The organism is Streptacidiphilus albus JL83 (genome assembly GCF_000744705.1).
GTDB lineage: Bacteria > Actinomycetota > Actinomycetes > Streptomycetales > Streptomycetaceae > Streptacidiphilus > Streptacidiphilus albus.
Window position 1 is genome coordinate 1,403,011 of sequence record NZ_JQML01000001.1, and the last position, 23,291, is coordinate 1,426,301.

The following is a 23,291-nucleotide window of genomic DNA, read 5'->3' on the forward strand; positions in this document are numbered from 1 at the left end:
TCGTGAGGGCAGACCACAAAGGTGATCGCCTCATGAGAAGGAGGAAAAAAGAGATAGGGACTAGTAAGCCCACTCCAGTGCCCAGGCACTGGACCACTTGCCTTCTTGCCACTTCGGTTCAGGATATTCGGGTATCTGGCCATCCTCATCATAGAAATTAATGGTACCCCAAGACCTCCTCCCACCAATCACAGCCCTCGCGAGCCAGCCCATCTCCTGTTGGGTGGCGTGTACGCCGTCGCCGCCTGCAAGCCCCCGAGTTGCCATGTCTTCAAAGTCCCCATCGAAACCAACCATATAAACATGGATAGTCGTGGCAGGATCATCAATAGCTTTCGAGACATGATAATTCCAGCTATCAATATACTCCGCAGACGTGAAATGTTTGAATTTCATATCATTGGCCCATTTGGCCACATTTGCCTTCTGATAGCCAAGTCCAACATTGCACGTGCTGCTGTTGTGGACCAAGATCGGGACGCCGCCCGCCACAACATAGTACGTGTGAAGTTGCTGGACAGTAAGGTTCCAGCGATCGGCTGCGCCTGGGGTGATCTTGATGTTGGCAACGGTGGGGTGCTGGCCGTCGGTGCTGGCGAGTTTATGGCCGGGCTTGAGGTGATCGGCGCGGACCCATGTGTGGGTGGTGTCGTCCCAGAAGGGGTGGTTGGCGGTGGTGTGGATGACGGCAGTGTGACCATGCCCGATGGAGACAGTGACGTCGAGGAGGTCAGTGTCGTGGTTGATCCAGACGTGCTGGACCGTTCGTCCTCCCTCCTCCTTCCCTGTGTTGGGATCGGCTGATTCGACCTTGTCGCCGACCTTCAGCGAACCTATTGGCTCCGTTTTGCCGCTAGCCAGCAGGACTGGAGTAGTGGGAGCAAAGCTGCATGCGGCCCCAGAAGCCCCATCTCCCGACCCTGACCCGTCAGTGCTGCTGGTGCCAGTGCTCGGCTTTGCAGGTGCGGCATTCAGTGCATCGTTCTTCTGCGCCTGGGCTTGTGCGTCGAGACGCTTGACTACTGCGAGGTCTCCTGTGTCGCTGCCTGGCGGGTCTACCGCAACGGTGATTGCGCCTGTGCTACCAGCGCCCGTACCGTCATGGCCGCCATGGCCGTCATCGCTGTTACCGTTGTCGCCGCTGTGATCGTGACCATCGCTACCATCGGTACTGTGTCCACCACCATCGGCCGGACCACAGTCGCTGAAGAGATCACATACAGCGATGACGGAAGTGCCTGCCGTATTTGCGCAGACATAGGCTGCTGCTCCCCAGCTCTCTACTATACAAGCTGCAACGCCGGCTATGGCCGCAGTTGCAATGGAGGAGGTCACCAATGCCCCGATACATGCCATGAGGCCGCAGGCGGGCGTGGGGTCGTGGTTTGCGTTGTAGTCGTCGCATCTAAACTTGCCGCCTCCCTCGCAGCCACTCGTGGCTGATCCGGAGCCTCCACTGCTGGTGTCGGTGCTGCTGGAGCTGGGGGTGGAGATGTCGCAACTGTCTCCTGCGCATCCTCCGCCGGCGGTGGTGGCGGGGTTGAGCATGAGGCCGGAGGGGTCGCTGCCGCTGCTGGGGTTGTCTCCGGCGTAGGTGTAGCCGCCCATCTGGTTGGGGTCGCCGGCTTCGAAGACGGGGTCGGGGCTGGTGAAGCGGCCTTGGATGGGGTCGTAGTTGCGGGCGCCGAGGAGGTCCAGGCCGGTGCTGGCGTCGGTGGGCTGGCCGAGGAAGCCGTGGTTCTCGGAGGGGTCGACCCAGGTGGCGGGGGTGGTGCCGCGGGGGTTGCCGTAGGGGTCGTAGGCGCGCCGGGTGACGGCGAGGGTAGCGGCGTTGATTGTGGTGGTGGCGGTGCCCTGCTGGTTGGCGACCTGATAGCTCAGGGTGCCGGCGCTGCTGCGGGTGATGGTGGTGCCGTCGGGTCCGGAGTAGTTGCGCAGGGCCGTGGAGGAGTTGTTGGGGACGTTCAGCGTGATCTGCTCGGCGCCGCCGAACAGGTAGAGGATCTTGGTGTTGTCGAAGGTGTTCGCCTGCTCCAGGAGGTTCCCGGAGGCGTCATAGATGTAGCTGCTGGTCTGGCTGCCAGTCCCGCTAGGCGTGGTGACACTGCTGGTGCGGCCGTCGGCGTTGTAGGTGATGGTCTGCTTCTGGCCGGCGGGGACGGCGGTGTTGTCGGTGGGAGTGGTGTAGGTCTGGCCGCTGCCGCCGCAGGTCCAGACGAGCTGCTTGGCGGCGCCGGGCGTCTGGTTGGCGCTGGGGTCCGCCAGGCAGAAGCCGGAGTGGGCGTTGACCAGGCTGGTAGCGGTGGCCTTCCACTGCTGGCTGGCGGCGCCACTGCAGGTGTCCAGGACGACCGTGGTGCCGTTGGCGACGGCGCCGCCACTGGTGTCCAGGCAAAGGCCCTGGACCCTGACGGTGCCGTCGGAGCCGATGCTGACGCTCTCTCCGCTCGAACCACAGCCCTCAAGTACCACGGCGGTGCCGGAAGTGGTGGATGCTCCCGGGTCGGCCAGGCACAGACTGCCGCCGGCGGTGGTCCTCACGCCGGACAGCAGGAAGCCAGCGCTGGTGGCGGTACGGCTGGTGGTGTTGCCGTCGTCGGCGCTGTTGCTGTCGGTGTAGCCGGGCGTCACGGTGGTGGTGCTGCCGAGGATGGGGTCGGTGGTGGTGACGGCCGTGGCCTGGTTGGGGTCGGTGGCAGGGGCGGTGCCGTTGGCGCCGTTGTAGGCGATCGTCTGGGTGGTGTTGTTCGCGAAGTTGCCGGTGGTGTCGTGGTTGACCTCGCCGGTGCGGTCGCCCAGCAGGTCGTAGCTGTAGGTCTGCCAGTAGGCGTCGCCGGCGGTGTCACCCACGGTGGTGGTGGTGATCGGTGCGGTCGCGGTGGTCTGCGGCGTCGCGGTGTTGCAGCCGCCTACATCGCCGACGGTGGGGTCGTCGGTGATGGGCGGGCTGAGGGTGGTGCCGGTGTTGATGCCGGCGGTGTCGGTCCATGCCTGGGTCAGGCGCTGGAGCGAGTTGTAGGTGAAGCACTGGGTGTCGGTGCCGGTGGTGCTGGTGCCGTTGGACTGGAGGTCGGAGACGGCGGTGATCTCTCCGGCCTGGTTGTAGCGGTAGGCGATGTTGTCGATCGCGTTGTTCTTGCTGGTCTGGGTGTTGGTGGTGCTGTAGGTGAGGCGGCCGGTGGCCGGGTCGTAGGCGTCGGTCGTGACGAGTTGGGTGCCGTAGACGCCGTAGGTGGAGCTGAGCTGCTGTCCCATCGGGGTGTAGATGGCATTGTCGAGGTAGTACGCGGAGGAGGTGGCACCCGTGGAGGAGGTCAGGGTGCTGCCTGAGGAGTTCTGCAGTCCCTGCAGGTCATAGCCGTTGTTGACCGTCTCGGCGGGCAGACCGCCGTCATGGCCGTAGGTGGTGGAGGCCAGTTCACCGGTGATGGGCGTGTAGGTGGCGCTGTCGGCGAAGGTCACCGCTCCAGCCGTGGGCTGGCTGGTGCCGGCCGGTGCGGTGAAGCCGTCGGCGGACGGGATCGTGGTGCTGGTGCCCGTCGGCTGGTAGTCGGTGTTGTAGCCGGTCACGGCCTGGGTGTAGGCGGACACGGTGGTGACGTTGTTGGCGGTGCTGCTGACGTACTCGGTCGCCGACGTCGGGTAGCCGTTCTCCAGGGTGTCGTACACGTACCCGCTGAGCTGCTTGGTCGGGTCCGGGGTGGCAGTAAACGGGCCGCTGTACTCGCCGGTGACCCGGTTGTCCCAGTCGTACTGGTAGGACAGGGTCTGCCCGCGGGGGTCAGTGGTCTGTTCCAGGTTACCCATGTCGTCGTAGGGGCCGTAGGTGGTGGTGCCCATGTTCGGGTCGGTGGCCGTGAGCTTCTGCCCGAGCAGGTTGTACGTGTAGGACCAGGTGTTGCCGGCGGCGTCGGAGACGGTGTGGACCTGCCCGGCCGGGGTGTAGGTGTAGCTGGTGGTGGCGTCGGCCTCGGAGGCCTTGCCGGAGGTTCCGGTCGACCAAAGGGCCGTTCCGGCGGCGTTGTAGACCACGACGTTGCCGTCGTTCTGGATCTGCATCGTCTTGCCGGTGGTGGAGGTGCCCGAGGACCACAGCGCAGTACCGGTGCTGCTGTAGACCACGAAGTTGCCGCCGGTCTGGAACGTGGCCCAGGCGCCGAGACTGGAGGTGCCACTGGACCACAGGGTCGCGCCACTGGCCAGCGAGGTCAGGACCAGGTTGCCGCCGGCCTGCATGGTCAGCTGCACGGAACCGGAGTTAAGCGAGGTGCCCGAGGGGATGACCTGTCCGGGCGTCAGTTTCACCGGCCCGTCGGTGTCCTTGACCGTGGAGCTCGTGGTCTGGCCCAGGGCGTTGGTCACCGCAACCGTCGTGGCACTACCCGCCGGACCGGTGCTGTCGGTCTCGTCGGCCCCGGGGTAGCTGCTGGTGGACTGCCACTGGTAGGCGCCCATCGTGTACAGCTGCTGGTCCAGCGGCCGGCCCTGGCCGTCGTAGTCGGTCACCGTCTCCGAGGGGATCTGGCTCTCGGCGTCGGGGACAGCGAGGGTGCTGCTGGGGTAGGTGGTGGTGTCGGTGTAGGGGGCGTAGGAGCGGACCGGCCAGCCGTGCGAGTCGTAGAAGGTATCGCTGATCAGGCGTCCCGCCGAGTTGTCGGCGGTGTCGGTCTGCGTCTGCCGTGGCTGCAGCATCCCGTCGTACAGGGTGACGCTCGTCGCGTAGCTGCCGTCGGTGCGCAGGGTGTTGGTCATCACCGCCGAGGGCGCGGTGCTGGAGATCAGGTAGGAGAACGTCTCGCTGGCGCTCTGGGTGGCCTGGCTCTGCCCCGGCAGCCACACCGCGGTCCGCCGCCCCAGTGCGTCGTACGTGGTGTCGGTGATCCGCCCGTTGGTGTCCTGGTCCTCGATGTCCAGGCCGCGAAGCGGCTCCATCTTGGATTTCGTTGTCCAGCCCTGCGAGTTCGTGGACTGCTCAGTGACGGGGTTGGTGTTCCCGCCGGCGGCGTTCCACGCGGGGCTGTACATCGTGGTCGTCGGTTTCTTGTTGGCGTCCAGGGTCTGGACGATGCGGCCGGCGCCGTCATAGGTCATGGCCGCAGTGGTCTGCCAGGTCTCCACGTTGCTGGGGCTGATGGACGTGACCATGCTCGTCGCGGTGACCTCACCCGCGGCAGGCTCGGGATTGGCGGACTGGTCGAGCTGCCCGAAGGTCCCCAGGTTGGTCAGGGTCCCGTCGCCGTCGTAGTACACCTCCCTGTCCGACCGCAGAGTGCTGCTGGTCGGGGCCGCGCAGCCGCCGGAGACCTCGGTGGTGCGGTCCGGGTAGGACAGCATCATCGGGTTCAGCCCGGAGGGTGCGGCGTAGGTGGTGGCGGTGCAGGTCTCCTGAGCGGGGGCGCTCACACCGGTGACGTCGGCAGTGCTGTCGACAGTCGAGAGCCGGCCCTGGGCGTCATAGTCGGTGACGCTCTTGTTCTCGCGCCACGCCGTGCCGTTCTTCACCAGCGTGAAAGAACTGCTGGTCGTGGAAGCGGGCCGGTAGGCGTCCAGGTCGGGCAGGGTCGACAGGGTCGGCTGGACGGCCGGCGGCGGGTCGTCGGTGGCGTTCCAGTCGGTCCACGGCGTCTGCGGCGCATCGACGGTCTTCGTGTACGTGAACGGGCCGTTGACGGTCTCGGCGTCGATGGTGCCGCCGGTCACGGCCGGATTGATGATGCCGCTGGCCTTGGTGTAAGTATCGGTCTCCAGGGGCGTCCCGGCCAGCCAGTCGCTGTCCTTCACCGTCTCGGCGACGGTGCCGCCGGTCTGCGTTGGGCTGCCATACACCGCTGGGCTCGCACTGGCGTTGCCTTCGGTGGTGGTGCCGCCGTAGACGGCGTTGACGCTCACCGACCGCTGGGTGCCGTTGGCCAGGTAGTCCCCGTCCATGCCCTGCAGGTAGGTGGTGACGGTCTGCGTCACCGGCTCAGGCGCGGTGCCGGTGGTCACCGTCACCGTGCGAAAGCCGCGGAACTGGTCCCAGGTCCGGTACTGGTCGTCGGTCTGCGCGGAGTCGTCCCGGTGCCACGCCGCACCGCTGTAGGAGTAGTCCGACTCCTGTGCCTCGGAACCGCTGTACACCGTCGAGCCCGACTGGTCCTTCGAGGCCCCGGTCTGGTCGGAGTTGACGACGGACTTCACGGTGATCTTGTTGAACCAGTCGGCGATCGGCTTCACCTCCCCCGTCGGCGTCCAGTACACGGGGTAGCAGGAGTTGGTGTTGGTGTCGGCGTTCGCGATCGACAGCGTCAGGCCCAGGCAGGGGGTCTGGTTGTAGTTGACCGCGATGGCCTCGCCGGTCTCGGTGTAGATGTCCGCGATCCGCGGACGGTACAGGGCAGGCGCGCTGGGGTCGTTGTCGTTGACCCGGTTGTCGATCTCGACGCCGGCGAATGTGGCCTGCCCGAGTGTGATGGGGGTGCCGCCGCCGTCGTAGGTGTCCGCGTCGCCGGTGTGCTGGATCGACGCCAGCCACATCACCGCCTGCAGCGAGCCCTCGTCCTTCGCGTCCACACCGTCCGCGCCGGTGACCGGGTCCACCGACCCGCCGGCGTCGGAGTAGGTCTGACCGAGTTGGTAGGTGTCGACGGGGGTCAGGCCGACGTTCCCGGCCGCGACGTTGACCTTCGTCGTGATCGAGTCCAGCCGAGTGGTGGACCAGAACGACGGCGAGTACTGAACGCATACACCTGCCGGGATGCTGGTCGTGCCGGGCGGGATGGTGGTGCTGTCGTTGGAGGGGCAGTCCAGGTCGTATGGCACGTCGGGCCAGTTGGAGGCGTTCGACAGGCTGATCGGCTGGGTGCAGTTGAAGCCGGAGGAGACCTGGCAGCGCTGCTGGGAGGAGAACACGACCTGCGCCGCAGGAGTGTGCCCGGCCAGTTCGTCATCGAGCTGGTAGCCGTAGGAGATCTGGGTGAGCGCCCCGCCGCGGATGTAGGGGGTCAGGGTGCCCGAGCCGTTGCTCGCCGCGACCTGCCCGCCGCCCAGGTCGTAGTAGTTCGTCTCGGTGCTGTAGTCGTAGCGCTGCACGAATCCGGTCGGCGAGACCACGAAGTCCAGGTTCCACCGCCAACCCTCGTTCGCCGCGCACTGCGACGCGGTGCCCTTCGCCGAGGTGTAGCAGGGGTCGCCCGAGATCGGGTCCAGAACGGGCACGCCCCAGGCCGAGTTCGTCGCGGCGTCCGAGGGTGTGCCGCTCTGCATGTCCGCCTGGTTGCCGACACCGGTCGGTGCGTGCTCGGCCCCGAAGTAGGCCGCCGAGCCGTCCGGTGTCAGGACCCGGTAGTAGTCGCCGTTGGACCCCGACCACTTTCGTGGACACTGGAAGTAGTTCATCGCAGTGTCAAGTGGGAAGTGCACGATGGTTTCAAAGCGGAAGAAGTACGCTCCGGAATACAAGGCAGAGGCCGTAGAGCTTGTAGTGAGCTCCGGCCGGCCCGTGGCTGAGATCGCCCGGGACCTCGGCCTGAACGAGGGAACCCTCGGGAGCTGGGTAAATGCCGCAAAGAGGAGCGGAAGCATCAAAGACAAGCCGCTTACTATCGATGAGCGCGTCCATATGAAGGAACTCGAAGAGGAAAACCGAAAGCTCCGAATGGAGCGGGATTTTCTAAAAAAAGCAGCGGCGTGGTTTGCAAGCCAGAATCAATAAAGTTCGCCTTTATCCTGCAAGTCAGAGACGAGCAGGCTGGCAAGCCGCGCCGCTTCAGGTATCCCATCAACTTCATGTGCCAGATGCTGCATGTATCTCGAGCCGGCTTCTATGCGTGGATCGGCAGGGAGGAGTCCCGGCACGCGCGGCGCGATGTCGAGCTCACGCGACTCATCATCGCCATCGACAAAACGAATAAGGGAAGGTACGGAATCGATCGGATACACGCCCAGCTGGCCCGCCAGGGCGAGCGCGTGTCGCCCAAGCGTGTCCGGCGCCTGGCCAGGGCTGCTGGACTGGCCTGCGTCCACCCCAGCCCCTACAGGGCCACCACCCTCCAGGACCCCGCGAACCGACGGGGCCTGGTGGATCTCGTCGAGCGCAACTTCGTCCCGGAAAAGAAAGACCAAATATGGTACGGGGACATCACATATATTCATACCGCAGAGGGCTGGGCCTATATGGCCACGGTGATCGACGGATACTCGCGCAAGCTCATCGGCTGGTCCATCGCTGACAATATGCGTGAAGACATGGTGGTCCAGGCGCTCGATATGGCCATCCGCAACCGCCGGCCAGGCCAGGGAGAAGCCGTGATGCACACGGATCGTGGCAGCCAGTACACCGGCAGTAGATTTCGCGACCACTGCCTTGACAACGGGGTCATCCCTTCGGTAGGAAAGACGGGGATCTGCTTCGACAACGCTGCGGCCGAGTCCTTCAACGCAACCCTCAAGAAGGAACTCATTCACCTGCATGTATGGGCAACAATCAAGCAGGTCAAAACCGCCATATTTGAATATGTCGAGTCCTACTACAATAGAAGCAGGATTCAGCGGGAACTTGGCTACCTATCGCCCTATGAATTCGAGAGCAGGTCTACATTTAGCGCAGCACTAGCAGCATAGAAGACTGTCTTCGAAATCGGTCGGCCTCCAGTCGACCGCCACAACCAATTGCACCTTCAATGTCGACCTGACCCCTCCCGCTTCGGCCACCATCACCGACACCGACTTCCCGGCTGCGGGCAGCGGCGGAACCCCGGACAAGTACGCCGGCCAGAGCAGCACCTTCACCGCGACCAGCACCGACCCCGCCCCCAACCCTTCCACCTGCACCCTTAAGGGCTGCATCGCCGCCAGCGGCATCGCCGGCTTCCGCTACTCCCTCGACCAGCCCATCCCCACCGTCGGCTTCAGCTACGTCCCGGCCGACAGCACCGGCACCGGCTCCATCCCGATAACCCCCCAGACCTGGGGAACCCACATCCTCTACGTCCAGGCCATCGACAACGCCGGCAACACCGCCGCCGTCCCCTCCAGCTACACCTTCTACGCCCCCTGGAACCCCGACACCAACGTCCACGCCGGCGACCTGACCGGCGACGGCGTCCCGGACATGCTCGCCACCAGCGGAGGCAACCTGATCCTCCTGCCCGGCAACACCGACCCCGGCTCCCCCGCCGCCTCACAGATCGCCAGCACCCCGAGTACCGTCCCCGGCTACACCCCCGGTGACACCGACACCTGGAACACCTTCCTGATCGCCCACCGCGGCACCCTCGAAGAGAACGGTGTCGACGACCTCTTCGCCTACAACACCCGCACCCACCAGATGTACAAATACGGCAACGACAAGGAACTCCAAGGCACCCCCGGGTACTTCACCAAGACACAGGATGTCACCAGTCTCAGCCGCCCCACCTGCACCGAGACCTGCAACGGCTACTACACCAACGCCAGCAACTCCAATGACTGGGGCACCATCACCCAAATGATCGCCCCCGGCAGTATCGGCACCACCGCCGGCGACGACCGGCCCACCCTCATCACCATGGAGAACGGCCAGCTCTGGCTCTACACATTCACCGGGAACGTACTCAACAGCCCGGTCCTGCTCGGCACCGGCAACTGGTCCAACTTCGACCTCATCGCCCCCGGCACCCTCGGCGGCAACCTCAACACCACCCCCCAGACAGCCGGAACCCCGACCCTGTGGGTCCGTGACCGCACCACCGGCACGCTCTACACCATGCCCATCACCAACAGCCAGGGCACCGTCCAGACCCTCACCCCGCCCACCCTGCCCCTGACGCTGCCGCTGACCGCCGCCGACGGGAACCACCTGTGCGCCGACGACGACTTCGGCCTCACCACCACCGGCAACCCCGTCCAGACCTGGGACTGCGACCAGACCAACGCCCAGTCCTGGACCATGCACACCAACGGCACCATCACCGCCGTCGGCAACTGCCTCGACCTCGCCACCACCACGCCGGTCAACGGCACCACCGCCGTGCTCAACCCCTGCGCCACCACCCCCACCGCCACCAGCGGTGGACCGCGACCACCACCGGCCAGCTCAAGACCGCCGGCGGCCTGTGCCTGACCGACCCCGGCAGCGCCACCACCGTCGGCACCCAACTCACCGTCGCCACCTGCGACAACGGCCCAGAACAGGACTGGACCGCAGCCACCACCGCCAACCAGCCCTTCGGTCCCCTGACCGACCCCACCAGCTTCGGACCCAACCTCCCCACCGCCGCCTACCCCAAACTCGCCTCCCCCGGGGACAAGACCGGCCTGGGTGAACCCGACCTCTACGCCTCCACCCCCGACGGCGAAATGATGGACTACTCCGGCGCCACCCCCACCAGCACCGGCACCGCGACCTTCCAAACGCCGGTCCTGCAAGGCACCTACAGCACCGCAACCGCCTGGTGGGAGCTGAACGACGGGGGTAGCAGCACCACCGCCACCGACAGCATCGGCGGCCCCGCCGGCCCCAACACAGCCACACTCAACGGCAGTGCCGCCTGGACCACCGACACCAACCTCACCCAAGGGACCAAGACGGTCGCGGGCCATCCCGCCCTGCTGCCCGCCAACCCCACCAGCACCGTTCTGAGCCTGGACGGCACCACCGGCTACGCCGCAACCACCAACCCCGTCGTCAACACCAGCGGCAGCTACACCGTCTCCCTGTGGGTCAACCTCAACCAGAACTACAACACCAACGACTACTACACCGCCCTGTGCCAGCGCGACACCAGCGGAGCACGCTGCGGCTTCTACCTCCAGTACTCACCCGCCTACAAGGGCTGGGCCCTGGTCATGCCGGGCACCGACGCCGCCAACACACTCACCTACTTCCACGCCGGCACCGGCGTCACCCCCACAGGCCAATGGACCCACCTCGTCGGCGTCTACAACGCCACCACCGGTGCCATGAACCTGTACGTCAACGGAAACCTCGCCGGCACCGACACCGACACCACCCCCTGGACCACACCCGCAGGAGGCCCCCTGCTCATCGGCGCCGCCGACGGCGGCAACACACCCGGCAGCGTCGCCGATTTCCCCGGCGAAATCAGCGACGTCCACGTCTACAACACCGCCCTGTCACCCGCCGCCGCCACCTCCATCGGCGACAACCCCCCGCCACTCACCGGACTGAACTGAACCAGCAGCCCAACCCAACCCACCCACACTGACCACCCAACCCAGGCTCCCAACCCGCCAGCAGTGGCAGACCTTCACCCATTCAGATCCCAATCCAAGATGTGGTGAAGGACTGCCGCTGTAAGCCCGTACTGCGCTCGCCGATCGCGGCATCCGCTCAGGAAGCGCATGCCCTTGTCCTCCCCCGGCCCGGGACATCCGCCCACTGCGGCTTCCCGGGCCGGGCCGATCCCGACAATCGGCCCGGCTCACCGTGGCCTGCTCCCAGGCGCCACCATCCGTTTCGACTCTCTCCGAACACCAGCAGCGACAATTCCGCAGCGATCGCGATGGGCGCCCCGGGTCGCCCCTGCGTCCGCACGAATCGTCAACGATCTTGCCGCACCGATACCCCGGCGTTCGTGAACGCCACAGCACCGCGCTTCCACCCGCTCCCGGGACGAACGGTCAGCCCCGAAGGGGCGCGTGGTGAGAGGCAGTTGTCATATCTGACGCCAAGTCACTTCTGGCCTGAGTCTCTCCCTCTCCTCGCACCGGCGGCGCCGTGCCAACAGGCCTGCGCTTCGCTGCCGCTTCAGCCGTTGGGGTAGGCGGCGGCGAGGAGCTGCGGTTCGAGCATCTGCCACTGGGCGCTCATGTCGTGGACCAGGTAGAGGTCGCGGCGGCGGGTCCAGGTCTGGCCGGACTGGGGGTCGTAGGTGTCGGGCATGTCGAAACCGGCGGGGGCGTAGGCGGCAGGCATGCCCGCGAGGCGGGTGGTCTCCACACAACGCTTCACATGGTCCCGGAAGCCGATCACACCTGCCGTGCCGATGCCGCCGGGCAGTTGCTTGCGGTCGGCGGCGACCTGCTGGGCGACGCCGAAGGTGCTCAGGTAGGTGATGGTGCCGTCGGCCGCGATCACCGGGTTGATCGCGGTGACGTCCGACATGTTGTAAGTGGACGTCAGGAAGCTGGCGATCTCCCACTGGGCGTAGACCGGGACGTTCCGCCGGGCGCGCACCTGGGCGACGGTGGCGGCCAGTGCCTCGTTCACCGGGCCCGGCTCGTAGAGCACCTTGGTCGGGTCTCCGCCGCCGGCCGGGGCCCGGTCGCCGAAGCTGTAGGCCACGATGAAGTCGATGTCGGCGAGCGGCGTGGTCGGCGGGTCCCAGTTGAATCCGATGTCGAAGATCCGCGGCACCGACAGGCGCGCCGTGGCCGCGTCGTCGAGCTCGGCGGTGAGGTTGTCGAGCATCTCGCGCTGCAGCCGGGCGTCGGCACGCTCTCCGGGGAGGTTGTGGCGCCGGCTGTCGGCGACGGCCGGCGTCGCCGACAGCAGCGCGGGGACCACGGCGGCCGCAGCGGTGGCGGCGAAGGTACGTCGGTTCATGGGGCAGTGCCTCTCTGGGAATCTCCTGCAGATCCCCGGTGAAGGGGAACAGCTGATTCCAGCTCATCGGAGGACCGGTTGGGTACACGTGTCACCAGCAGCGGGTGAACAGCAGTCGACGCGAACGGGCCGTGGGATCAGACGCGGCCCGGCAGGCGGATTCATGCAGGCGACTGCGTGGCGGCGGTTTCATGCAGGCGCCTGCGTGGAGGCGGCTTCGCGCAGGCGATGTCCGCGCGGCGGTTCAGGCTCGCGTCGCGCCGGAGGTGGCGGCGATGTGGGTGATCAGGTCGCGGACCGCGCCGGCGGGCGGGGTGCGCGGGCCCTGCCAGATGGCGCGCAGGGTACGGGTGAGGTCGATGCCGACGACCGGGACGCGGTGCAGCCGCTGGGCGGCGAGGTCGTCGGCGGCGGCGAGTTCGCTCAGCACGGCGGGCCCGGCTCCCGCCAGCACCGCCGCGCGGACGGCGGCGGTGGTGGACAGCGACAGCACCGGCGCGGCCTGGACGACGTCGGCGCCCAGCGCGGTGCGCAGCGCGGCGGCGAGGGCGTCGCGGGTGCCCGAGCCGGGCTCGCGGCTGACCAGCGCGGTCGCGTTCAGCTCGGCGGCGGTGACCGGGGTGCGCCGACGGGCCCAGGGGTGGTCCTGACGGACCAGCACGGCCAGGGTGTCGTGGCCGACCACCCGGCTGCGCAGGTCGCGCGGGGTGTCCGGGCCCTCGATGAAGCCCAGGTCGGCCTGGTCGTGGCGGACCTGTTCGATGACCGTGTCGCTGTTGGCGGCCGTCAGCACCACCTCGGCCGGACGCGGCGCGCCGGTCCGCACGGCGGCCTGCTGGGAGACCAGCCAGCCGGGCAGCAGCAGTTCGGCGATGGTGAGGCTGGCGCTGACCCGCAGCCGGGCGCGCCGGTCCTGGCGCAGCGCGGTGAGTCCGAGGTCGACCTCCTCGGCCACCTGCAGCAGCCGGGACGCCCAGGCGGCGGCGACCACACCGGCCGGTGTGAGCGCCGAGCCGTGCGGGGTGCGGACCACCAGCTGGACTCCGGTCTGCGCCTCCATGGAGCTGACCCGGGCCGAGACGGCCTGCTGGCTGACGTCGAGCTCCCGGGCGGCGGCATTGAGGCTGCCGGTGCGGGCGACCGCGAGCAGCACTTCCATCGCCCGGAGGTCGGGCATCCTGGAGCTGAGGGCCATGGCTCCAGCGTAGCCCAGGGCTACAAGGTCTGCTTGTACCCCTGCAAGGCAGCGACGGCTACCGGTGGCCGCTCGCTCCGGGCAGCGTGGATGGCATGACAAAGCTGCTCTCGCCGTCCCGCCCGGCTGCCCCCGCCGACCCCCGTCCCGACTGCGGTCCGGTGACCGGCGGGCCCGCGCGACGCGGGCTGCTGCGCGACCTGGAGCACCCGCGCCAGGTGTTCTCCCACCTCGGGCCGAACTGGTACGCCTCGGTGATGGGCACCGGGATCATCGCCGTGGCTGCGGCCTCGCTGCCGCTGCAACTGCCCGGGCTGCGGGCGGGCGCGACGGCGGTCTGGGCGCTGGCCGCGTTCCTGCTGGTGGCCGTGACCGTGGCCACCGCCGTGCACTGGCTGCGACACCCGGCGACCGCGCGCGGCCACGCGCTCGATCCGGTGATGGCTCACTTCTACGGCGCCCCGCCGATGGCGCTGCTCACCGTCGGCTCCGGCGCGCTGCTGCTGGGCCGGGATCTGATCGGACTGCGCGCGGCCGTCGACCTGGACTGGACGCTGTGGTTCGCCGGGACCGCGCTCGGCCTGGTGTCGGCAGTCGCGGTGCCGTACCTGGTGATCACCCGGCACACGGTGCGCTCGGACAGCCCCTTCGGCGGGTGGCTGATGTCCGTGGTCCCGCCGATGGTCTCCGCCTCGACCGGGGCGCTGCTGCTGCCGTACGCCCCGGCCGGTCAGCCCCGGCTCACCCTGCTGCTGGCCTGCTACGCCATGTTCGGTCTCAGCCTGGTGGCCTCGATGGCGGTGATCACGGTGCTGCTGGTCCGGCTCGGCCTGCACGGCGCGGGTCCGGCGCGGATGGTGCCGACCCTGTGGATCGTGCTGGGTCCGCTCGGCCAGTCGGTCACCGCCGCCAACCTGCTCGGCGGGGCCGCGCACGAGGCGATACCCGCCCCCTACGCGTCGGCGCTGCAGACCTTCGGTGTCGTCTACGGCGTCCCGGTCTGGGGCTTCGCCGCACTGTGGGCCGTCCTGGCGGGCGCGATCACCCTGCGCACCGCACGCAAGGACGGCATCCCCTTCTCGCTGACCTGGTGGTCCTTCACCTTCCCGATCGGCACCTGCGTCACGGGTACCACCGGGCTCGCGCTGCACACCGGCTCGGACGGGTTCCGGATCGCTGCCATCGTCCTCTTCGCGGTCCTGGTCGGGGCCTGGGGCACGGTGGCGACCCGAACCCTGCTGGGCAGTCTGCGCGGACGGCTGTTCCTCGCCCCGGCGCAGCCCGCCGACGCCGTCCGGCCCGCCGACGCCGTGCGAGCCGCCGACGCCGTCCGGTCCGCCAACGCCGTGTGAACCGCCGACGCGGCGCAGCCCGCCGACGTGGCCACTGTCCGCCGAATCAGCGGCGCAGGGCTTCGTCGAGCCGGTGGTAGAGCACGTCCAGCCGAGTACGACCGGGATTGCGGGCCGGCATCCGCCGCAGCAACTCGCTCACTGCCGGCGGGGCGTGCTCAATCGCCCAGCGGATCTCCACATCACCGGCCCCGGTGTCCTCGCCCGCAGCCAACTCCCGGGCGCGCGCCTGGTGCACCGCCGGGGCCAGGACGTGCTTCGACTGGTGCGGGGTGGCCAGTGGGTGGATGTACGGGGTCGCCGCCGCGTAGCAGGCGGCGCGGGCAGCGGCGGTGGCGGCAGGGTCGGCGACATCACGCGCGGCGGCCTGCGCGGCCCAGGCCAGAGAGCGCAGTCGTGCGGTCCGCCTCCCCTCGCGCGCGAAGTTCCGGATGCCCTCGATCGCCTCGCGGGGACGGGTGTCGCCGGGGGCCTCCGCCTCGAAGAGCGGGAGCACCCGCTCGACGCAGTCGGCGGCCCAGAGCCCGAGCAGTCGGCGGTCTTCCTCGCTGATGGTCACCTCGTCCATCCGCCCATCATGCCCGCCCGGGCGAAGGCGGCTGTCCGGACCGCATAACCCGAGGAAGGGGAATCGGGACGCCGTCCGCCCACCCACCCCCGACCGACAGTGGGAGGCGGACGGTACCCACGGCAGGGGTCAGGCGTCAGTCTCGGCACGGGCCTCGGACGCGGCGGCGGCGGACCCGGCGGCGGCGGACCCGGCCTGCGGCAGCGAGGCGCCCTCGATGTCGACGTTGGGCAGGAGGCGGTCCAGCCAGGACGGGAGCCACCAGGCCCGGCGTCCCAACAGCACCATGATGGCCGGGACGATCGTCATCCGGACCACGAAGGCGTCGATCAGCACGCCGACGGCGAGGGCGAAGCCGATCGACTTGATGATCGGGTCGCTGTCGAAGATGAAGCTGCCGAAGACGGTGGCCATGATCAGCGCGGCGGCCGAGACCACCCGGCCGCTGCGGGCCAGGCCGTGGGTGACGGCGCCGGCGGCGTCACCGGTCTCCTCGTAGTACTCCCGCATCCGGCTGACCAGGAAGACCTCGTAGTCCATGGCGAGGCCGAAGAGCACACCGATCAGTAGCACCGGCAGGAAGCAGATCACCGGCGCGGCGGCGGCGACCTGGAAGGCGCCGTTGAGGTGGCCCTCCTGGAAGACCCAGACCACCAGCCCCAGGCTGGCAGCCGTCGAGAGCAGGAAACCGAGCACCGCCTTCAGCGGCACCAGCAGCGAGCGGAAGGCGAGGGTCAGCAGCACCAGCGCCAGCAGCACGATGATCGCCAGGAACAGCGGCAGCGCGGCGGACAGCTTGGCCGAGATGTCGATCGCGGCGGCGGTGTTGCCCGCGACGTAGAGGGTTCCGCCGGCCCGGCTCACGGCCGACTTGTCCTGCTCGCGCAGTCGGTGCACCAGGGTGCTGGTGGCCGGGGCGTCCGGGCCGCTCCGGGGGATGATGGTGACCACGTCGAGGGTGCCGTCGCTGTTGGCCACGGCCAGCGCCACGGTGGCGATGTCCGGGTCCTTGGCCAGGCTGCCGCGCAACTGCTGGAGCAGCGGGGCGCGTTCGGCGGCGGGGATGTCGGTGGCGTCGACCACCACCGTCAGCGCGGCGTTGAAGCCGGAGCCGAAGCCCTTGCTGAGCAGGTCGTAGCTGCGGTGCTGGGTGCCGGCGACCGGCTGGGTCTCGTTGCTGGGCAGGCCGAGCCGCAGGCTGTGCGCGGGCACGGCGATGGCGGCCAGGCCGAGGACGCCGACCAGCAGCACCGCGACCGGCGCCCGGCCGACGAGCTTGGCCCAGGCCAGCCCCCACGCGCCAGGGGCGCGCCTAGCCGAACGCCCGGCAGTACCGGACGGCTTGGGCGCGCGCGGGCGGATCCGCTCGCCGGCGAAGGCGAGCAGCGCGGGCAGCAGGGTGAGCGCCAGCAGCACGGCGATCAGCACGGCGGCGGCAGCGGCCAGCCCCATCGCGGCGAGGAAGGGGATACCGGTGGCGGCGAGTGCGGCGAGCGCGACCACGACGGTGGTCCCGGCGAAGACCACCGCGCTGCCGGCGGTGGCGGTGGCCCGGCCGATCGAGTCGTGCAGGTCGCTGCCGGGCTCGGCGAGTTGTTCGCGGTGGCGGGAGACGATGAACAGGGCGTAGTCGATGCCGACAGCCAACCCGATCATCAGCGCCAGCACGGTCGCGGTGTTGGTGAGTTGGACGAAGCGGGCGACGAACTGGACGCCCAGGACCGCAATCCCGACCCCCACCATCGCCATCAGCAGCGGCAGCCCGGCCGCCAGCAGCGAGCCGATGGCGACGGCGAGGATGACGAAGGCGATGACCACGCCGACCACCTCACCGGGGCCGCCGACCTGGGTGACCGGGTGCTCGGCTGTGCCGCCGAACTCGACGTCCATGCCCGCGTCGCGAGCCGGGGCCATCGCGGCGGAGAGCGCGTCCTTGGCAGAATGCGGTACGTCGTCCGGGATCTGACGGAACAGCACATCGCCGTAGGCGATGGTCCGGTCGGCCGAGACGGCACCGGTGGCAGCCGGGTCGGTGACCCGGATCACGCCCGGGACCCGGGCGGCGGCCCGGAGGCTCGCCGCGATCGCATCCTGCTCCCGGGCGCCGGCGAGGGTGGAGCCGGGCGCGGCGGCGAAGACCACGCGGGCGTCGCCACCGGCCGCCGCCGGGAACTTGGCCTGGAGCAGGTCCTGGGCCCGCTGCGACTCGATGCCGGGCACCGAGAACGTGGTGGTGAAGCTGCCGCCGAGACCGGCGCCCAGGCCGCCGACCACGGCCAGCAACAGCAACCAGACCGCCAGGACCCGTCCCCGGCGGCGCGCCGCCCACCGGCCCAACGCATACAACCGTCCAGCCATCCCCGGCCTTCTCTCTCGCGAGTACCCCCTCGGGCGATTCTTGCAACCTAATGCATTTTTACAGTCGGCTGCAAAATGACCATCGGCGGTAACCTGTGCGCATGGCGGAGGACGGGCTCAGGGAGCGGAACAAGGCGCAGCGACGTGCTGCGATCATCCGTGCCGCCTTCAGGCTCTTCGCCGAGCGCGGCTACGACGCGACCACCGTCGCCGACATCGCCGAGGCGGCCGAGGTCTCGCCGCGCACGGTGACGCTCTACTTCGCGACCAAGCAGGACATCGCGCTGTCCAGGTTCAGCGAGAGCACCCAGTGCCTCGCCGACGCCCTGGCCGATCGCGGCCCGAACGAGACGGCGACCCAGATCATGGGCCGCTGGCTGACCGAGAAGCACGCCCGCCCCTACGAGGAGGGCCTGCAGGAGCTGTCGCACCGGATGTTCGCCGCCAACCCCGAGCTGCGCGCGCTGCGCACGGCCCGGATGGCCGACGCCATCCGCGAGGGCACCCGTGCCGTCGCCGAGGACCTGGGCACCACGCCGGACGACATCGGCCCCCGGATCGCGGCGGCAGCGGCGGCAGCCGTCCTCACCGAGATCGCCGACAGCCCCACCGGCCCCGAACACGACCGCGCCATCACCGTCGCGCTCCGCTTCCTCCAGGCCGGCCTCGCCTCGCTCTGAACCCGCGCGCGGGACGCCTTGCCGTGAGGGCAGCCGTGAGGGCAGCCGTGAGGGCAGCCGTGTGACAGCCCCGACAGTCGCGAGAGCCGATCGAGAGCCGCGAGGGCCGATCGGGCATGCGCACGGCCGGCGCCGGGAAATCCCGGCAGGCTCGGAACTGGCGGACGGGGAATCGCCGTCCTACGCACGACGCCAACGACAGCACGGCCCCTGCTCGCCGTGGACCGCACCGGGCTCGGCCGAGCCGCACCGAGGACGACCGGTCGGTCCGGCGGAAGCGCGGGGTCGGCGGAGAGATGCGGAGAGATACAGGGTCGGCAGTCGGCGGAACGGCGGGCGAACGGCCCGCTGCTCCGGAAGACTGCAGAGAGGCCTCCGCGACGCCGGCCGCCCTGGCGACGACCGCGTCCGCCGCTGTACCGCGCCCCGACACCGAGCCGACCTGCCGACGGAGGACCCCGCCCGTGGACACCAGTCCCTCCCCCGACCCGTCCCCCGGCCCGCGACCGCGCCGGAGCCCCGCCGCGCGGCGCAGCCGGAGGCGCACCGGCGTCCGGACCGGGGCGCGAACGGGCATGAGAGCCGATATGCGAGCCGGCCTGCGCGGCAGCCTGCGCAATGGCGTGGTGGCAGTGTGCGCGGTGGCGCTGATCGCGGCCTGCACGTCGGGTCACAGCAGTTCCTCGCACCAGGCGGGCGCGTCCGCCACCCCCGCCCGGAGCACTCCGGCCTCGGCGTCAACGTCAACGTCGGCATCAGCATCGACATCGGCGAGCCGAACCCCAACCGCCGCGGCGGGCGACTGCACCACCGCCGCCCGGCTCGCCGCCTGGCCGACCCGTCGGCTGGCGCTGCTGACCGTCGCGGTGCCGGTCGCCGAGACCTCTCCGCAGGACGTCACCTCCGAGGTCGAGGCGGGCGTGGGCGGGGTGGTGCTCTTCGGCACCTCCGCCCCGTCCTCCCTGGGCAGTCGGCTGGCCGCGCTCCGGGAGCGGGTGCCGGGCCGGATCGGGTTGCTGGTGATGACCGACGAGGAGGGCGGCGACATCCAGCGGATGGCCAACCTGGTGGGCTCGCTGCCCTGGCCGGCCTGGATGGGCACGCACTGGAGCCCGGCCGAGATCCAGCAGGCGGTGACCGAGGTGGCCAAGCGGATGTCGGCCGAAGGCGTGAACATGGACCTCGCGCCGGTGGTGGACGTGGACGGCCGGGACGAACCGCCGAGCGACAGCAATCCTGACGGCTGGCGGTCCTTCAGCGGCTCTACCGCCGTGGTCACCCGGGATGCCCTCGCCTATATGGCGGGGCTGCGGGCGGGCGGGGTGATCCCGGTACTGAAGCACTTCCCGGGGCTCGGCGGATCCAGCTACAACTCCGACATCGCCCCGGCCCACACCGTGCCCTGGCCGGTCGTCCAGCGGGTCGGCCTCCCGCCCTTCGCCGCCGCCATCGCAGCCGGGGCACCTGCCGTGATGGCCTCCAACGACACCGTCCCCGGCTTCGCGGCGTACCCGACCGGCCTCTCCCCCACCCAGTTGGGCGTACTCAGGAACACCCTGCACTTCGGCGGACTGGTGATCACCGACTCGCTCAGTGCCGGTGCGATCTCCGGCGCGGGTTTCACCATCCCGCAGGCGGCCGTCCAGGCCATCAGCGCGGGTTCGGACATGGTGATGTTCGGCCTGATGTCGAACGAGTCCGGCGAGACCAACGCCATTGCCGACGCCATCGTCTCCGCCGTCGCCGACGGCCACCTCCCGCGCACCCGCCTGGTCGACGCCGCTGCCGCCGTTCTGGCGGTCCGCCACGAGGACCTCTGCCCCGCCTGAGGGGTCGACGTCCGGCTCAACGCCTGCACACCGGCGGTACCCCGGTCGTGCCGCCGTGCGGCGTAGCGGTCCAAGGGCCGCTACGCCGCACGGGGAACAAGGTGGGGCCGGGTCACCAGCCGATGGCCACCTGGACGTACTGTGCGTCGGTGGTGTTGAAGTCGGAGGACTGACCGTTGTCGTCGTCGTAGGCGAAGCCGTACTGCAGGCCGTTGACGGCGACCGAGTGCCAGAACGCGGCGTAGTAGTTGCAGGGCGCGTTCTGGTAGTAGTCCGACGGTGTGTTCTGCACCGCCGTGGAGAACTGCGCCACACAGCGGTTGAGGCCGGCGCACAGGCTCGGGTCACCGCTGAGGCTCGGGCTTCCGCCGCCCTGGCATCCGAAGACCTGCTGGCTGGTCTCGGTGGCGCCCTCCGAGGCCGCGTAGGAGACCATGTAGTTGGCGTTCGCCCCACCGGGCTGGAAGGCCGCGACGTCACCGGGTGCGGGGATGTTGTAGGGCGCGTCGACAGTGGCGAGCTGCTGGAACGGCGCGGGCACGGAGTTCTCGAACTGCTGGAAGAGAGCCGTCCTGCTCTCGGAGAACACCTGGTCGTCCTCGCCCACGACGGTGTCGGAGCCGTCGGAGTTGTGCAGGTGGATGGCCAGCGGCAGACCGAAGGCGTCGACCCGGGAGGTGTCGGCGTTGATCGTGGTGCCACTGGAGTTGAGCTCGATGAAGTCGTTGTACTGGCTGGTGGGCGAGCCGAGGTAGAAGTAGATCCGGCAGGAGTTGCACGAGGTCATGGTGTAGTACGGCGACTGCGCGATCGACTCCTCGACGCCGTTGACGTCCCAGTAGACCTCGCTGTCGGGGTACTGCCCGTTGGTCGCGTTGAGGAAGTCGAACTCGATGGCGCCCGAAGCGCCCGGGATGCTGCTGGTGTTGCCCCAGAAGGACGCCGGGAAGCCGCCGTAGCCGGTACCTCCGCCGCTGCCGGAGGTGGCGAAGGTGAGGTAGTTGATGTTCCAGCCGGGGTTGTCCTGGTCGAGTCTGAGGGTTTGTTGGCCGGCGGGCAGGGTGACGGTGGTGGTGACGGTGGTCCAGGTCTGGTAGCCGCCGGTGGCGGGGGTGTTGATGTTTCCGCTGAGGTTGGTTCCGGCGGCGTTGGCGATGTGGAGGGCGTCGGTGACGGCGGTGGGTGCGGCCAGGCGCAGGCTGACGGTGTAGGTGCCTGCGGTGGCGGCGTTGACGGTGTAGTTGAACCACTGTCCGGCTCCGGTCCAGCCCAGGTCGTAGCCGCCGCCGGTGTCGGTGGTGGCCTCCAGGTCGACGCCGTCGGAGCGGTAGCTGTTGCCGGAGCCGTTGACGGCGGTGACGCTGTAGGCGGTGCCCTGGCCGCCGGTGTCGTAGTTCTCTGCCTGCACGGTGCCCGGCAGCGCTGCCGCCGTACCGCCGTACGGGGCATCGGAGTTGGCGAAGGTGAGGTAGTTGATGTTCCAGCCGGGGTTGTCCTGGTCCAGCGTCAGCGTCTGGACGCCGGCGGTCAGGGTCACGCTGGCCGTCACCGTGGTCCAGTCCTGGTAGCCCCCGGTCGCCGGTACCGTCACCGGACCGGAGAGGTTGGTGCCGGCGGCGTTGGCGATGTGCAGTCCGTCGGTCACCGCCGTCGGGGCCGCCAGCCGCAGGCTGACCGCGTAGGTGCCCGCCGCCGCAGCGTTGACGGTGTACTTGAACCACTGTCCGGCTCCGGTCCAGCCCAGGTCGTAGCCGCCGCCGGTGTCGGTGGTGGCCTCCAGGTCCACGCCGTCGGAGCGGTAGCTGTTGCCGGAGCCGTTGACAGCGGTGACGCTGTAGGCCGTGCCCTGACCGCCGGTGTCGTAGTTCTCCGCCTGCACCGTCCCCGGCACCGCCGCCGCCGTACCCCCGTACGGGGCATCGGCGGCGGCATACGCCGCAGTGTGGGTGCCTACGAGCGTGAGGGCGGACAGGGCTGTGACGGCAAGGGCCGCCCGGAGCTTCGGGCGGGATCGGCGTCGGCTCGGTCTGCGCGCGGATGCGGGCAGTAACCGCGAACTGAGGAAGTGCCTCATTGCTGTCCTCTCTGATTCTCGGTCTTCGCTACTGCTCACCCGGTCCGGATCGGTCGCGTCATCTGTCCCTGGAGCGGAGCGCCGAAGGGGATTGAGCCGCCGGGCACAGGTGCGGTTGGCAGGGTGGCGCCGAAGGTGCACGCCGTTGGCGGTGGTGGCGTGGTGCCTGCCGATGCACAGGCCGGAGCCGTCGGCGAGGAGCGGTTCGGCGCCGGCGGTTCCGGGGGTCAGCGGTGAGGGACAGGCCGGACCAGGCCTGTCCCGGATCGACCACTCTCGCTGAACGCCGTTGGCAGGGTGGGGACAGCGTTTAGAGAGCGCTCTCTCTCCTGGACGGGTTTACTCCGGCCGGGAGGACATGTCAATCCTCCCGGCCGCCGTGCCCGCAACCCGCGTTTCGCGGTTCTCCCGCCCCACCAGGCGTACGGCCGAGGGGTCGTGGTCCCCTCGTCGCCCTCGCGCGCGTGCCCCATGGCCGACGGGCGTTGCTCCGCGAGCCGGTTTTCGGGCCGCTGTGTATGCACTATTGACGCAGCAGGGACGTGAGAGTTCACTTCCGCCGTGGAGAGAACGCTTTCCCGGCCGTCAGCCACCCACGGGGCGGCCGGCGTCCACACACGCGCAACATGCAGCTGAGGCCGCAACGGGTGCCGAACCCGCTGTCGACTCCCGTCCGTACCCGGTCCACGGGCGGTACACCCCACGTGAT

Annotated in this window: 14 protein-coding genes; 7 read left to right on the forward strand and 7 right to left on the reverse strand. The window is 69.1% G+C overall.

All coding sequences use genetic code 11. The features are described from left to right. Window positions 1–60: 60 nt before the first annotated feature. Complete coding sequence (locus BS75_RS43960; protein ID WP_052069229.1) at window positions 61–7,377, reverse strand: polymorphic toxin-type HINT domain-containing protein; 7,317 nt, start codon at window positions 7,375–7,377, stop codon at window positions 61–63. 25 nt (window positions 7,378–7,402) lie between these two features. On the opposite strand from BS75_RS43960, the gene BS75_RS46105 reads away from it, so the two are divergent. Together BS75_RS46105 and BS75_RS06140 are read left to right on the forward strand one after the other, a co-directional pair. Then, entirely contained in the window at window positions 7,403–7,693 is a 291-nt protein-coding gene (locus BS75_RS46105; RefSeq protein WP_081982048.1) for a transposase, read from the forward strand. Then, on the forward strand, window positions 7,669–8,601 hold the full coding sequence (locus BS75_RS06140; RefSeq protein ID WP_081982160.1) for an IS3 family transposase: 933 nt from the start codon (window positions 7,669–7,671) through the stop codon (window positions 8,599–8,601). Before BS75_RS46105 ends, BS75_RS06140 begins: the two co-directional genes overlap by 25 nt. On the opposite strand, the gene BS75_RS06145 is transcribed toward BS75_RS06140, so the two are convergent. Further along, window positions 8,590–8,841, reverse strand: a complete 252-nt coding sequence (locus BS75_RS06145; protein WP_034087473.1) for a hypothetical protein — start codon at window positions 8,839–8,841, stop codon at window positions 8,590–8,592. The genes BS75_RS06140 and BS75_RS06145 overlap by 12 nt on opposite strands. Before the next feature lie 250 nt (window positions 8,842–9,091). On the opposite strand from BS75_RS06145, the gene BS75_RS51345 reads away from it, so the two are divergent. Continuing rightward, the gene (locus tag BS75_RS51345; RefSeq protein WP_052069230.1) at window positions 9,092–10,081 is read left to right on the forward strand and encodes a ricin-type beta-trefoil lectin domain protein; all 990 of its coding nucleotides are present in this window, start codon (window positions 9,092–9,094) and stop codon (window positions 10,079–10,081) included. 236 nt (window positions 10,082–10,317) lie between these two features. Continuing rightward, window positions 10,318–11,154, forward strand: a complete 837-nt coding sequence (locus BS75_RS43970; RefSeq protein WP_042440975.1) for a LamG domain-containing protein — start codon at window positions 10,318–10,320, stop codon at window positions 11,152–11,154. Between the two features lie 574 nt (window positions 11,155–11,728). Here the strand turns inward: BS75_RS43970 and BS75_RS06155 are convergent. Beyond that, on the reverse strand, window positions 11,729–12,526 hold the full coding sequence (locus BS75_RS06155; protein ID WP_034087474.1) for a hypothetical protein: 798 nt from the start codon (window positions 12,524–12,526) through the stop codon (window positions 11,729–11,731). 244 nt (window positions 12,527–12,770) lie between these two features. Then, window positions 12,771–13,721, reverse strand: a complete 951-nt coding sequence (locus BS75_RS06160) for a LysR family transcriptional regulator (protein ID WP_034087475.1) — start codon at window positions 13,719–13,721, stop codon at window positions 12,771–12,773. A 95-nt stretch (window positions 13,722–13,816) separates the two neighbouring features. Between BS75_RS06160 and BS75_RS06165 the strand changes: the two genes are divergently transcribed. Beyond that, window positions 13,817–15,073, forward strand: a complete 1,257-nt coding sequence (locus tag BS75_RS06165; protein WP_063771632.1) for a TDT family transporter — start codon at window positions 13,817–13,819, stop codon at window positions 15,071–15,073. Window positions 15,074–15,119: 46 nt separating this feature from the next. Here BS75_RS06165 and BS75_RS06170 read toward each other — a convergent pair whose 3' ends face one another. Together BS75_RS06170 and BS75_RS06175 are read right to left on the reverse strand one after the other, a co-directional pair. Beyond that, the gene (locus BS75_RS06170; RefSeq protein ID WP_034087476.1) at window positions 15,120–15,641 is read right to left on the reverse strand and encodes a putative immunity protein; all 522 of its coding nucleotides are present in this window, start codon (window positions 15,639–15,641) and stop codon (window positions 15,120–15,122) included. A gap of 129 nt (window positions 15,642–15,770) precedes the next feature. Continuing rightward, window positions 15,771–17,999: an MMPL family transporter gene (locus tag BS75_RS06175; RefSeq protein WP_042440974.1), complete on the reverse strand. Its 2,229-nt coding sequence runs from the start codon at window positions 17,997–17,999 to the stop codon at window positions 15,771–15,773. 101 nt (window positions 18,000–18,100) lie between these two features. On the opposite strand from BS75_RS06175, the gene BS75_RS06180 reads away from it, so the two are divergent. Next, entirely contained in the window at window positions 18,101–18,679 is a 579-nt protein-coding gene (locus BS75_RS06180) for a TetR/AcrR family transcriptional regulator (protein ID WP_034087477.1), read from the forward strand. A gap of 587 nt (window positions 18,680–19,266) precedes the next feature. Beyond that, complete coding sequence (locus BS75_RS06185) at window positions 19,267–20,508, forward strand: glycoside hydrolase family 3 N-terminal domain-containing protein (protein WP_034087478.1); 1,242 nt, start codon at window positions 19,267–19,269, stop codon at window positions 20,506–20,508. A 112-nt stretch (window positions 20,509–20,620) separates the two neighbouring features. On the opposite strand, the gene BS75_RS43975 is transcribed toward BS75_RS06185, so the two are convergent. Beyond that, a complete protein-coding gene (locus BS75_RS43975) occupies window positions 20,621–22,399 on the reverse strand; it encodes a carbohydrate-binding protein (RefSeq protein ID WP_231607685.1) in 1,779 nt (592 codons plus the stop codon). Between the last annotated feature and the right edge of the window lie 892 nt (window positions 22,400–23,291).

What these genes read in the sequence shown, in the direction of transcription:
- BS75_RS43960 (WP_052069229.1), bottom strand. Translation starts at nt 7,377, where the DNA reads ATGAACTACTTCCAGTGTCCACGAAAGTGGTCGGGGTCCAACGGCGAC.
- BS75_RS46105 (WP_081982048.1), top strand. Translation starts at nt 7,403, where the DNA reads ATGGTTTCAAAGCGGAAGAAGTACGCTCCGGAATACAAGGCAGAGGCC.
- BS75_RS06145 (WP_034087473.1), bottom strand. Translation starts at nt 8,841, where the DNA reads ATGCCGCTGGCGGCGATGCAGCCCTTAAGGGTGCAGGTGGAAGGGTTG.
- BS75_RS51345 (WP_052069230.1), top strand. Translation starts at nt 9,092, where the DNA reads ATGCTCGCCACCAGCGGAGGCAACCTGATCCTCCTGCCCGGCAACACC.
- BS75_RS43970 (WP_042440975.1), top strand. Translation starts at nt 10,318, where the DNA reads ATGATGGACTACTCCGGCGCCACCCCCACCAGCACCGGCACCGCGACC.
- BS75_RS06155 (WP_034087474.1), bottom strand. Translation starts at nt 12,526, where the DNA reads ATGAACCGACGTACCTTCGCCGCCACCGCTGCGGCCGCCGTGGTCCCC.
- BS75_RS06160 (WP_034087475.1), bottom strand. Translation starts at nt 13,721, where the DNA reads ATGGCCCTCAGCTCCAGGATGCCCGACCTCCGGGCGATGGAAGTGCTG.
- BS75_RS06165 (WP_063771632.1), top strand. Translation starts at nt 13,817, where the DNA reads ATGACAAAGCTGCTCTCGCCGTCCCGCCCGGCTGCCCCCGCCGACCCC.
- BS75_RS06170 (WP_034087476.1), bottom strand. Translation starts at nt 15,641, where the DNA reads ATGGACGAGGTGACCATCAGCGAGGAAGACCGCCGACTGCTCGGGCTC.
- BS75_RS06175 (WP_042440974.1), bottom strand. Translation starts at nt 17,999, where the DNA reads ATGGCTGGACGGTTGTATGCGTTGGGCCGGTGGGCGGCGCGCCGCCGG.
- BS75_RS06180 (WP_034087477.1), top strand. Translation starts at nt 18,101, where the DNA reads ATGGCGGAGGACGGGCTCAGGGAGCGGAACAAGGCGCAGCGACGTGCT.
- BS75_RS06185 (WP_034087478.1), top strand. Translation starts at nt 19,267, where the DNA reads ATGCGAGCCGGCCTGCGCGGCAGCCTGCGCAATGGCGTGGTGGCAGTG.